11 protein-coding genes and 1 pseudogene are annotated in these 12,739 nt (G+C 42.2%); 5 read left to right on the top strand and 7 right to left on the bottom strand.

Annotated elements, in window-relative coordinates:
* Positions 1-125 precede the first annotated feature (125 nt).
* A complete protein-coding gene (gene folE / locus BO26_RS19135) occupies positions 126-785 on the top strand; it encodes a GTP cyclohydrolase I FolE (RefSeq protein WP_036774318.1) in 660 nt (219 codons plus the stop codon).
* Between the two features lie 21 nt (positions 786-806).
* A complete protein-coding gene (gene yeiB / locus BO26_RS19130) occupies positions 807-1,952 on the top strand; it encodes a DUF418 domain-containing protein YeiB (protein WP_036774317.1) in 1,146 nt (381 codons plus the stop codon).
* Here yeiB and sanA read toward each other — a convergent pair.
* The 5 genes from sanA to BO26_RS19105 form a co-directional block, all read right to left on the bottom strand.
* The gene (gene sanA, locus BO26_RS19125) at positions 1,924-2,664 is read right to left on the bottom strand and encodes an outer membrane permeability protein SanA (protein ID WP_036774314.1); all 741 of its coding nucleotides are present in this window, start codon (positions 2,662-2,664) and stop codon (positions 1,924-1,926) included. The genes yeiB and sanA overlap by 29 nt on opposite strands.
* A gap of 136 nt (positions 2,665-2,800) precedes the next feature.
* Positions 2,801-4,498: an NAD-dependent malic enzyme gene (locus tag BO26_RS19120; protein WP_036774312.1), complete on the bottom strand. Its 1,698-nt coding sequence runs from the start codon at positions 4,496-4,498 to the stop codon at positions 2,801-2,803.
* A gap of 206 nt (positions 4,499-4,704) precedes the next feature.
* A complete protein-coding gene (cdd, locus tag BO26_RS19115) occupies positions 4,705-5,589 on the bottom strand; it encodes a cytidine deaminase (protein WP_036774310.1) in 885 nt (294 codons plus the stop codon).
* A 139-nt stretch (positions 5,590-5,728) separates the two neighbouring features.
* Positions 5,729-6,424, bottom strand: coding sequence for a CidB/LrgB family autolysis modulator (locus BO26_RS19110; protein ID WP_036774308.1), 696 nt, complete (start codon positions 6,422-6,424; stop codon positions 5,729-5,731).
* A 2-nt stretch (positions 6,425-6,426) separates the two neighbouring features.
* Positions 6,427-6,855 carry a CidA/LrgA family protein gene (locus tag BO26_RS19105; protein WP_036774305.1) on the bottom strand — a complete coding sequence of 143 codons (429 nt, stop codon included), beginning with the start codon at positions 6,853-6,855 and terminating at the stop codon, positions 6,427-6,429.
* Between the two features lie 468 nt (positions 6,856-7,323).
* Here BO26_RS19105 and BO26_RS23600 point away from each other — a divergent pair, with 468 nt between their 5' ends.
* Positions 7,324-7,590, top strand: coding sequence for a hypothetical protein (locus BO26_RS23600; protein WP_157835583.1), 267 nt, complete (start codon positions 7,324-7,326; stop codon positions 7,588-7,590).
* 26 nt (positions 7,591-7,616) lie between these two features.
* Here the strand turns inward: BO26_RS23600 and tssD are convergent.
* Positions 7,617-7,981, bottom strand: a pseudogene (tssD, locus tag BO26_RS19100) (type VI secretion system tube protein TssD).
* 503 nt (positions 7,982-8,484) lie between these two features.
* Positions 8,485-10,512 (bottom strand): methionine--tRNA ligase, encoded by a 2,028-nt coding sequence (metG, locus tag BO26_RS19095; RefSeq protein WP_036774303.1) that lies wholly within the window; start codon positions 10,510-10,512, stop codon positions 8,485-8,487.
* Positions 10,513-10,731: 219 nt separating this feature from the next.
* Between metG and apbC the strand changes: the two genes are divergently transcribed.
* Together apbC and udk are read left to right on the top strand one after the other, a co-directional pair.
* A complete protein-coding gene (apbC, locus tag BO26_RS19090) occupies positions 10,732-11,844 on the top strand; it encodes an iron-sulfur cluster carrier protein ApbC (protein WP_036774302.1) in 1,113 nt (370 codons plus the stop codon).
* Between the two features lie 244 nt (positions 11,845-12,088).
* Complete coding sequence (udk, locus tag BO26_RS19085; RefSeq protein ID WP_036774300.1) at positions 12,089-12,730, top strand: uridine kinase; 642 nt, start codon at positions 12,089-12,091, stop codon at positions 12,728-12,730.
* The last annotated feature ends 9 nt before the right edge of the window (positions 12,731-12,739 follow it).

Here is a 12,739-nt window from a genome sequence, read left to right as displayed (position 1 = left end):
GCTCATTTACAGTGTACGCAATAGTTACCAATGAGTCATGATTACCTTTGTTGTGGGACTCATGATTCAAATATCAACTTTTACTGCCCGCCAGATAATGGAAAGTAATATCTTTGGAGAAAATAATGTCATCTCTAAGTAAAGAAGCTGAGCTTGTGCATTCAGCGCTGGAAGCTCGTGGCCTTGAAACTCCTTTACGTGGTCAGACACTGGCACCGGAAGTACGCAAAGTACGTATTGAAGAGCATATGACGGAAATTATGAAACTGTTGAATCTTGACCTGAGTGATGACAGTTTGTCGGATACCCCCGGTCGTATTGCGAAAATGTATGTTGACGAAATTTTTTCAGGATTGGATTACAGCAATTTCCCGAAAATCACCCTAATAGAAAACAAAATGAAAGTAGATGAAATGGTGACAGTGCGTGATATCACGTTGACCAGCACCTGCGAGCACCATTTTGTGACTATTGATGGTAAAGCTACCGTTGCTTATATCCCAAAAGATAAAGTTATTGGGTTATCCAAGATTAACCGTATTGTGCAGTTTTTCTCGCAGCGCCCACAGGTACAGGAACGCCTGACACAACAGATTCTGATCGCATTACAGACACTGCTTGGTACCAATAATGTCGCAGTATCTATTGATGCGATCCACTATTGTGTGAAGGCGCGAGGCATTCGTGATGCAACCAGTACCACGACAACGACATCTCTGGGGGGATTATTTAAATCCAGTCAGAATACCCGTCAGGAATTTTTACGCACGACTCGCCATTCGTAATTTCTACATAGGGATATCAGAATGACTCGCCAGAGAATTGATACACTGGATAGTATTCGTGGTCTGGCGGTTCTGGGGATATTATTACTTAATATCTCCGGCTTTGCTTTGCCATCAGCTGCTTATCTGAACCCGGAATATAATGGCTCCGCTTCCTCATCTGATTTGCTTATTTGGTCTGTGCTCAGCGTTTTTGCTCAGGGAAAATTCCTGTGTATTTTTGCCCTTTTATTTGGTGCAACATTGGAGTTACTACTGTCAAGGGGCAAAATTTGGAACTATCCGCGATTGACCGTACTTGCTTTGATCGGGGTGTTGCATGGTATTTTGCTGTGGGATGGCGATATCTTGCTTTCTTACAGTTTGACGGGTTTTTTCAGTTTTTATCTGATTAGCCAAAATAACGCCAGTAACAGGCTGTTTATGAAAGGCGCTATTTTTTATTTGGTTGGATTAGCGCTGTTATTTATTCTTGGGCTTTTATCGAGAGGCGAATCTAATAACAGTTGGCAGCCGACGGAATTCCATGTGCTATACGAAACATTCTGGAAAATAAGTGGTGGCTGGCTGGCAATAGAAGAACGTTTCAATCAAGTTATGTCGATGATGATCATGATGTTTGCTCAGTATGGTTGGCAGCTTATCGGCATTATGTTATGTGGGGCTGGATTAGTGCGTAATGGTTGGCTAAAAGGTGAGTTTTCAGTGAACCATTATCGAAACGTAGCGTTATTGCTAATACCACTTAGCACAGTCATTCAGATATTCTCTGTGGTGATTCAATATGTGTATGACTGGGATTACTTTTGGTCAGGTATTGTCGGCTATATTCTTTCAGAGTTGGTAGTACCTTTCCAGGCACTGGGTTATATGGCTCTAATATATGGCTTTTGGTCAGTGATTTCAGGTTGGCGAATTAATTATTGGCTCAGGCAGGTTGGGCGAATGGCTATGAGTAATTATTTGTTGCAAACCTTAATTTGCACAGTGCTGTTTTATCACTTTAAGCTATTTGGTCAATTTAGTCGTTTGGAATTACTTGCATTTATTCCGATCACTTGGGCGGTGAATATTCTTTTTTCATGCTGGTGGTTACGTCGTCACCAACAAGGACCGTTAGAACGGTGCTGGCGTGATGCTACGGCTGTGTTGGCCCGGTTTTATTAGGCCGGGCTTTATCCATTTCGCTGAACTCTTCCGGGGACACTGCTGGATAACCCGTTATGCCTTCTGGTACTTTATGTGGCGCGGGGATTGGAATCAAAGGACCCAGGAAACGAGGTTCACGTTTTAGAATATAAAGATCAGTTAAGGCACCAAGTCGAGCAATTATTTCGCGTAACCGAACAGTGATCATATTCTTAGGTGTAGAAACTGCATAGCACTGAGCGGTAATTCCCATATGCATAGCGATAAATAGGGCACGTTCGCAATGGAATCGTTGAGTGATAATCGTGAAATCATTGGTATCAAAAACCTTACGGGTTCTGACGATTGAATCAAGTGTTCTGAAGCCAGCGAAATCCAAGACGATGTTTGTAGCAGGAATACCCGCTCTTACCAAATCCCTGCGCATAGTTATTGGTTCGTTATAACTTTGCTGAGCATTGTCACCACTTAGCAACAGGTATTTGATTTTGTCACTGTTATAGGCATTTACTGCTCCCTGAATACGGTACATATAATACTGGTTGGGTGCGCCAGAGAGATAATATTTAGAAGTTCCAAGTACCATACCGACTTCACGCTCAGGAAGTTGTTTGAGGTCATCAAAGATATAGGGAGCCGTTTTCCAACTAATCCAGCGGTCAAGTACAATGGCTGTCAGTATCAGCATCCCGGTGATGAATAACAGACTAATTATCAGGCGCTTCCACATGCTTTTGCCTTTATATACATCAATGATTGAATTCAATAGAGGCTACTTTACCTGAAATACCTAAGCAAGTTTTCTCGACAGAAAAAAGCCTGACAGTGAGATTGACAGGCTTTTTAAGTATTTTTAATACTGAAAATCAGAATGAAGTGCGTTTATACACGCGATATTCAGGTTTCCAGAAATTACGTTCAATAGCTTCATCCAGCGCACCATCTGATGTAACAGTTGCAACACCTTGTATTTGTGCTTCTTTTGCAACTTGTTTAGCAATTTTGCGTGAAACGGCCTGAATATCATCAATTAGTGGTAGTAATGGACCTTCACCTTCCTGAGCTAATGGGGAACAATCAGCCAGTGTTCGACTTGCTGCCATTAACATACCATCAGTGACGAGCTTGGCTCCTGATGCAATAACGCCCAGACCAATTCCAGGGAAGATGTAGGAGTTGTTACATTGAGCGATTGGATACTCCTGGCCTTTATATTTTACTGGATGGAATGGACTTCCTGTTGCAACCAAGGCGGCACCATCGGTCCAGCTGATAATATCTTCTGGGCGGGCTTCAACACGGGAAGTCGGGTTAGATAATGGCATTATGATTGGGCGTTCGCAGTGTTTGTGCATCTCACGGATGATCTCTTCGGTAAACAAACCTGACTGACCTGAAACACCAATCAAGACAGTTGGCTTAGCGTTACGAACAACGTCGAGTAGGGAGATTGAATCGCTGTTTACATTCCATTCAACCAGTGAATCACTTTTTTGCACCAGTTTGTTCTGGAAATCCAATAGATTTGGCAGCTTATCTGTCAGTAAACCAAAGCGGTCGACCATAAAAATACGGGCGCGAGCCTGTTCTTCACTTAAACCTTCAGATTTCATCTGGGCAACGATCTGTTCAGCGATACCACAACCGGCGGAACCTGCTCCCAGGAAAGTAACCGTTTGGTCTTTCAATTGGCGACCAGCAGCGCGGCTAGCTGCAATCAGGCTACCCAGAGTAACAGCAGCTGTTCCCTGAATATCATCATTAAAGCAGCAAATTTCATGGCGATAACGGTTGAGTAACGGCATGGCATTTTTTTGCGCAAAATCCTCAAATTGCAGCAATACGTTTGGCCAGCGGCGTTTTACGGCCTGAATAAATTCATCAACGAATTCATCATATTCTTGACCAGTAATACGAGGGTGGCGCCAGCCCATATATAGTGGGTCATTCAGGCGTTGTGGGTTATTAGTTCCCACATCAAGTACGACTGGCAGCGTATAGGCCGGGCTAATACCACCACAAGCGGTATACAGGGAGAGCTTACCGATAGGAATACCCATTCCGCCGATACCTTGATCTCCCAAGCCAAGAATGCGTTCGCCATCGGTGACAACGATAACTTTTACATTTTGTTTGGTCGCATTTTGCAGCATGTCATCAATGTGTTCTTTATTTGGGTATGAGATGAACAAGCCTCGAGCACGACGATAAATATCGGAAAAGTGTTCACAGGCTTCACCTACCGTTGGGGTGTAGATGATTGGCATCATTTCGTTCAAATGTGCATCCAGCAGGCGGTAGAACAGCGTTTCGTTAGTGTCCTGAATATTGCGCAGATAAATATGTTTGTCGGCATCATTTTCGAAATCAAGATACTGTCTATAGGCGCGTTCAGCTTGTTCTTCGATAGTTTCGACGGCTTCAGGTAATAAACCATAAAGGTTAAAAGTGCTGCGTTCTTCTTTAGTAAAGGCACTGCCTTTATTCAGCAGGGGGAATTCCAACAGAATTGGGCCAGCATAGGGAATATATAATGGACGTTTACTTTCGTGTTCCAGTTCCATGAATCTTACTCTTTGAACTAAATGGATAATAAGGTCAGCTACAGATCCTAAGAGATAGGAAAAATATGTACAGTAAATGTTACTTAATTAGAGGTATTATGAGTAAAAATGAGAGATAACATCCAAATTTGGCTAATAAAATGTTACGTTCACCGTTTTTATAGAGGAAAACCCTCTATCTGAATAGAGGGAAAAATTCTCTGAATTCAAAAAGTATAGCACTCAAATTTACTGCAACCCAATGCAGCAAGTGTAGATTGAGTTGCATTTCGTTGGGATACTTTGTTGTTTTTTCCCTCAACCAACACGGCTCTTTCGACAGCCAAACAATCACCACCAGAAATATTCATCAGAATCAGGGCTGCTTGTAATGGCGGCAGGCTTGGGTTAAATGCAGCGTTTTCTGCGTAGCGTCCAGGATAAATTTTTCCATCTTTTCCCAAAAGTGCTATACCACTGTATGAATGACTATATGGAGCATGGCTCTGGTTTGCTGCATCTAATGCAGCCAGGACCAGCTTATCGGTGGTTTCTAATTTATAGCCATGATTAACCGGGTCCATTAACAGAGTAGTAATACCCAGATCGTTTGGACCAAATGGAGCAGGTAAATAGTTACCTAATGTTGAAGGTGGTTGCTTTGGTAGATGGACTTCTAGTTGTGTGCCACTATTAAGTTCATTCATAAACTGACGGCAGTGGCCGCATGGAGAATAATTCACGGTAATAGATTTCAGTTTTTTCTCACCCCGCAACCAGGCGTGAGTAATAGCACATTGTTCAGCATGAATTGTTTGCTGTAACGGCACGTCGGTAAATTCCATATTGGCGCCAAAGTAGAGGGTTCCACTTTCTCCATGGGCAATTGCGCCGACATTAAAATGCGATATCGGCGTGAGAGAGCATGCTGCGGCTAATGGCAGAAGGGCGATCGCCAATGTGTTATCGTCAAAGTCGCAAGCTTTCTTGACTGATTTGGCTTGTTCAGCGGTAAGCATGGCAGGAAAATCATTATTTCCTATATGGGGTAAAAGTGCATCTTGTAGTTTAGATGGCAATTGCATCCAGACAGAATGAAAACGAGCTTGCATAGAATGATCTCCAGATTAATTTAAGATCATTCTAGGCTGTCTGGTCAGGTTTTTAATGTGAGCAATATCATATAGCTGATGAAATTCTTGTAATTAAACCCACTAAATGGGAGATCCGGATCAAATTTTTTTACTATAACTAGCCAAATAAGTATAGCAGCACTGGGAACACAAAAGGGGCAGTCAGTGAAGTAATGATACCGCAGGTCATCAGTGCCAATGAGCTGTATGCTCCTTCAACAAAATTGACTTCTGCACAACGGGCAGTACCTAAAGCATGCGATGCTGTTCCCATGGCTAAACCGCGGGATGCTTTGGTTTTCACCTGCAGAATATCGAACAGGTTATGACCAAATACAGTGCCAAGAATACCGACAAAAATGACACAAGCCGCGCTAATTGCAGGAATACCGCCGATAGCCTCTGCTACTGCCATTGCGATAGGTGTCGTGACTGATTTAGGCAGTATAGAAGCAGCCATTTCAGGCGTGGCACCTGTCCACAGCGCGATAGCAGTACCTGTCACCATGGCAACGATACTGCCGATAAAACAGATACTAATAATGGATTTCCATTGGGCCCGGATTTGGTGCAACTGCTCATATAAAGGAAATGCCAGTGCAACCACGGCGGGCTGGAGCAGATCATTCAGAATTCGGCTACCAGCGAAATAGTGATCATAGGGAGTATTGGTTATTAACAATATTGGAATAAGTACCGCGATGGAAACCAATAAAGGATTGAGAAGAGGAATTTTGAACCGTAGTGAAAGTTTTCTTGCGAGGTAGAATACAAATAATGTCAGTGGTAGTGACCACCAAATATGACTTAACATTTTTATTTCTCTTGTTTCTGTTGTTTAGTCTTAGCTTTTGATGCGGAACCAATAATTGGGCGTTCACGGTGAATATAATGGGAACTGTAAGCAACGATAATCATAACAACGACGGTGCTGATCAAGCATGAAAGGATAATCGGTAGCATCTGTTGGCTGATCTGATCGTAATAATTCATAATGCCTACACCGATAGGCAGAAACAGCAAGGTCATATTTTTTAGTAACAAACTACAACCGGGTTTTGCCCAATGAGCAGGAATTAGTTGAAAAGCTAATAAAACGAATAATATCAACATGCCGATAATACTGCCGGGAATAATGATGGGTAATAGGGAAGAAATGGCATTACCTGTCAGCAAACACAAATAAATCAGAACAAATGCTCGCAGGTACTGCCAACCAATAATCAGTACTTCACGAAACGACATAACAAAATTCCTAATTCTGGCGAGGTATTCATCATACAATTAACTTTGGGAATGTGCCATCTTTTCCTTCGAAAGGATGACGGAAATTTCGGCGGTTCTGGATTACAGCCCCGATAAAATGATTAGCAAGATTGGTAATATGTGGTTTGATTTAATATGAGGTTTTCTAGAAAAAAGTGAACTTTATGATAGCGTTGAAGTCCAACTATACGGAAAAATACGCTATGAAAAAATAGTAATTTAATCAATTGCAGGTGGAATACAACTCGCAGATATATTATATGGGGATAACCATGCAAATTTGTAGGATGAATTATAACGACCTGTCCTGAGGATGTATCACCTTTTATCGTGTTTCTGACTTTAATATCGTGCGAAACGCTCTGCTCCGTACCCGTAAGTTTAAAGTACCCGGCAGCTCATTGATGGCATACGGTAGAGTTGATGTTACAGGGAGTGCAAATTTTGGTGCGTGTAAAGTTTCTTAGCTTATTGGGTTATTTGTTATGCCTGTTGACCGCACTGCTAGCGTTCCGGCTAATTACTCCGTTAAGATTAGCTGTTTATCAGGTGTACCGCATGGTAGAACGTTTCCTGAACAGTATAAATTTGGGTTGGTTAGGGGGAAATTGCGAAGATAGCTGGATTGAATTTTTTATAGACATCTTTGTACTTTTAATGATGGCTCTAACTATACACAAAATCGCCAGTTGGATTTTTAATAGACTTCGATAAAATGCCGGATATTCCGGCGTTATTTCTTAGCGCTCTTTCCAAGAATCAGAGTAAATGATATTACCGTCAAGGTATTTCCACGTAATTTTCTCGTATCTGATTTCAACGGATTCTAGATGGTTAAAATGTTGATAAGATGGATCTCTTATATTATGCATTATTGGAGAAATTGAAATAATTTTCACTCCGCTCATAAGGATATGGAAATATTCCTCTTCCTGACATGCATCGTTTATTTTGTACCACTTGATATTAGCAGATTGTAACGTCTGTCCAGTGGCAACAGCTTTATAAAGGTATGGAGATGCCCGACGCGATTTTGTACATCGACAGATCCTTTAATATCTGCACCACCATCATCTTGCAACCATATATATGCCGGTATGGCCATACTAACCTCCTGATAATTTTCCTACACATTGATTTACTTCAATTTCATTCTAAATTCGATGATAATTTAACTGAATTATCTGACTATAACTAGTGATAATTTCATTAACTACTTTGAACTTTACTTTCTATTGATGAAAATCCAAAGTGGATACTGGAGATGGAAATTTTCCATGTCACATATAATTAACCAATAAAAGAGGATCAAAACCAAGGCTGGTCTATCTTCTATCGTCCCTTGTTCGACAATTAACGAAAAAGTTTGCCCAGAAAACTGATTCTTAAGACACAAGCTGGATACCAGTCGCCTTAGTAATAGTCCCAACTGATAAGCAGTAAGTATTTTGAAATGAAGACTCTAATTTACTGGCAGCTTGCTCGCTGGCATGTTGAAAGTGATGCTCTGGGTAAATCCAAGATACAAGGATGTCAAAGCTCACATTAAAAAAGTGGGGATCATTGCTGATCCCCGTGGGTAGAAATATTAGTGAAATAAATTAACTATTATTTCACCTGCATACCCGGTTGTGCACCACTATCAGGGCTGAGTAGGAAAATGTCTTTTCCGCCAGGTCCAGCTGCCATTACCATACCCTCAGAAACACCAAAGCGCATTTTACGTGGCGCCAGGTTAGCAACCATGATGGTCAAACGGCCTTCCAGCGCTTTTGGATCAGGATAACTGGAGCGGATACCAGAAAATACTTGCCGGGTTTCGCCACCAAGATCCAGTATCAATTTCAGCAATTTATCTGAGCCTTCGACGAAATCAGCTTGTTTGATAAGAGCAACGCGCATATCGACTTTGTCGAACTCATCAAAGGTGATAGTGTCCTGAATCGGAGCCTCTGCCAATGGACCGCTGACTTTTTGTGGGGTGCTGATGTTTTCTTTAGATGCAGCAACCATAGTATTTACTTTGTCCATATCAATACGGTTGAATAGTGCTTTGAAGGCGGAAACCTGATGATCCAGTAGCGGTTGTTCGATGTTATCCCAGGTCAATTCTGTGTTCAGGAACGCTTCGGCACGTTCTGCTAGATTTGGCAAAACTGGTTTCAGGAACGTCATTAGAACACGGAACAGGTTGATTCCCATTGAGCAGATAGCCTGGAGATCCGCATCACGACCTTCTTCTTTTGCCACAACCCATGGCGCTTGTTCATCCACATAACGGTTTGCCAAATCAGCCAGCATCATGATTTCACGGATTGCTTTACTGAATTCGCGGTTATTAAACTCCTCTTCGATAACTTTCGCACCATCAATAAACTTCTGGTAAAGCGCTGGATCAGCCAGTTTATCCGCCAGCTTGCCACTAAAACGTTTATTAATGAAACCTGCATTACGGGATGCCAGGTTAACAACCTTGTTAACGATATCGCTGTTAACACGCTGAACAAAATCTTCCAGATTCAAATCGATATCATCGATACGGGAAGAGAGTTTAGCTGCATAGTAATAACGCAGACAGTCTGCATCTAGATGATCCAAGTAAGTGCTGGCCTTAATAAAAGTACCGCGGGATTTGGACATCTTTGCACCGTTTACGGTCACATAGCCGTGAACAAAAATATTTGTTGGCTTACGATAACCGCTGCCTTCCAGCATGGCCGGCCAGAATAGGCTGTGGAAGTAAACAATGTCTTTACCGATAAAGTGATAAAGCTCGGCGGTGGAATCTTTTGCCCAGAAATCATCGAAGCTCAGATTTTCGCGTTTGTCACACAAGTTTTGGAAAGAACCCATATAACCGATAGGGGCATCCAGCCAGACATAGAAATATTTGCCCGGTGCATCAGGAATTTCAAAACCGAAATAAGGCGCGTCACGGGTGATGTCCCACTGTTGTAAGCCGGATTCAAACCATTCCTGCATTTTGTTAGCCACTTGTTCCTGCAATGCACCGGAACGGGTCCATGCTTGTAACATGTTACTGAATGCAGGTAGATCGAAGAAGAAATGTTCTGTTTCACGCATTTCTGGTGTCGCACCGGAGACAGCAGAACGTGGGTTAAGCAGCTCAGTTGGACTGTAAGTCGAGCCACAAACTTCGCAGTTATCGCCATATTGATCCTCTGCCTTGCATTTCGGGCAGCTGCCTTTTACAAAGCGATCTGGCAGAAACATACCTTTCTCAGGATCATATAACTGAGAAATGGTACGGCTCTTAATATGGCCATTCTTTTTCAGTTCCAGGTAAATCTTAGTTGATAACTCTTGGTTCTCTTTGCTGTGTGTGGAGTGATAGTTATCATAGCTAACTGAAAAGCCAGTAAAATCCTGATGATGCTCTTGGTTCACGGCTGCGATCATCTCTTCAGGAGCAATACCCATTTGCTGAGCTTTCAGCATGACTGGTGTTCCATGGGCATCGTCGGCGCAGATAAAGTGAACCTCTTTGCCGCGCATTCGCTGAAAACGGACCCAAATATCTGCCTGGATATGTTCCAGCATGTGACCGAGATGGATTGGACCGTTAGCATATGGTAACGCACACGTCACCAATAGTTTTTTTGCGACTTGAGACATAATAAGGATCTAACTTCCGTAAGTGAAAAGGGAGTTCGATGTTACCTTATCGAAAAAATTGTCGCTAGGGTCATGCTGAGTCTTAGCGAATTTTATTGAATAAAAATCGAATCAGTGAGCTGGAAATGAGTTTTTATGCCTGATCTTATCCGAACTCATTAGGTTCTGTTATGATGAAAAGATGGTTTTTAGGTAATAACGATAATCAAAGGAGCCGGGATGAACTCACAATCCCCCGAGCAGACCAATCCTGACCTGCTGAAATCTCAGGTAACAAAAATACTTGCTGCCTTTACACATCTGACATTGGAACACGATCTGATCACTCTAAAAGCACTGCATCGATGTACGATGCTTGATGGTGTTCTACATATTGAATTAATCATGCCGTTTGTTTGGCAACGTGGTTTTGAAACGTTGAAACAGACGACAACTCAAAAATTGCAAGCGGCAACTGGGGCGAAATCTGTTGTATGGAAATTGCTTCATGATATCAGCACATTACGCCGTGCTAACGATTTGCCGGGAATTAATGGTGTCCGCAATATTTTAGCGGTCAGCTCAGGTAAAGGCGGGGTGGGTAAATCCAGTACTGCCGTAAATCTGGCACTAGCGCTGGCTCAGGAAGGTGCAAAAGTGGGTATTCTGGATGCAGATATCTACGGTCCTTCTGTCCCAAATATGCTGGGAACAACTAAAGAGCGCCCAACCTCCCCGGATGGGCAACATATGGCGCCTATCATGACTCACGGTCTTGCCACTAATTCCATTGGTTATTTGGTGACAGATGACAATGCGATGGTGTGGCGTGGTCCGATGGCCAGTAAGGCATTGATGCAGATGCTGCAAGATACATTATGGCCGGATCTTGATTATCTGGTTATTGATATGCCTCCTGGAACCGGTGATATTCAGCTTACTTTGTCACAAAATATCCCGGTGACTGGTGCAATAGTGATAACAACGCCGCAAGATATTGCATTAATTGATGCGATGAAAGGTATCGTGATGTTCCAAAAAGTGAAGGTTCCTGTATTAGGCATTGTTGAAAATATGAGTGCGCATATTTGTAGTCACTGTGGTCACCTGGAACCTATTTTTGGTACCGGAGGGGCGGAAAAATTAGCCGCTAAATATAACTGCAAATTGCTGGGACAAATTCCCTTGCATATTTCTTTACGTGAAGATCTAGACCGTGGTCAGCCAACCGTTATCAGTGATCCTGATAGTGAATTCACGGATATTTACCGAGAAATTGCAGCGAATATTTCTGCACAGATGTACTGGCAGGGAGAGAAGATACCGACGGAAATTTCATTCCGCGCGGTTTAAGAATCAATTTGATTTATGGCAACGGGTAATTGATCTTTTCATTGCCCGTTTTTTGTGTATATGAAGAAAGAATTCTTTTCAGATCTTACTTGTTGCATGCTTTTTATGCGAAACGCTTCGAAAAAAATGAGACTTAATCTTGTTTACACTGGAACAGATACAATTAACTCCCTATAATCTCGCCCGACTCAGCACTCATAGGTGCTTTGTTCCCCATTTTTTCTAGAATCAGGTTATCTCTATTATGGCTGACGAAGCACACCAGTGCACAATTGTAGGAATTTCCGGTGCATCTGCCTCAGGTAAAAGTCTTATAGCTAATACACTTTACCGTGAATTACGCGCTCAGGTAGGTGATCACAATATCGGTATTATACCAGAAGATTGCTACTATAAAGATCAAAGCGATCTATCAATGGAAGAGCGTTATAAGACCAATTATGACCATCCAAGCTCAATGGATCACAATTTGCTCTTTTCTCACCTGCAAGCTTTGAAAGCCGGTAAATCGATTGAATTACCACAATACGATTATGTTGCTCACACCCGCAAACCAGAGGCAGTTCATTTTGCCCCAAAAAGAGTTATTATTCTGGAAGGTATTCTGTTATTGACCGATAAACGCTTGCGCCAGGAGATGGACTTCTCTATTTTCATTGATACACCGTTGGATATTTGCCTTATGCGTCGGATTAAACGGGATGTTCATGAACGGGGACGTTCTTTGGATTCAGTTATTGAGCAATATCATAAAACTGTGCGTCCGATGTTCCTGCAATTTATTGAGCCATCAAAACAATATGCAGATATTATTGTGCCGCGCGGGGGTAAAAATCGAGTAGCGATTGATGTGCTGAAAGCCAAAATTGGTCAGTTCTGCGAATAATAAAACTTT

This window comes from Photorhabdus australis DSM 17609 (genome assembly GCF_000711895.1).
GTDB lineage: Bacteria > Pseudomonadota > Gammaproteobacteria > Enterobacterales > Enterobacteriaceae > Photorhabdus > Photorhabdus australis.
This window is presented reverse-complemented; position numbering and strand designations above follow the sequence as displayed.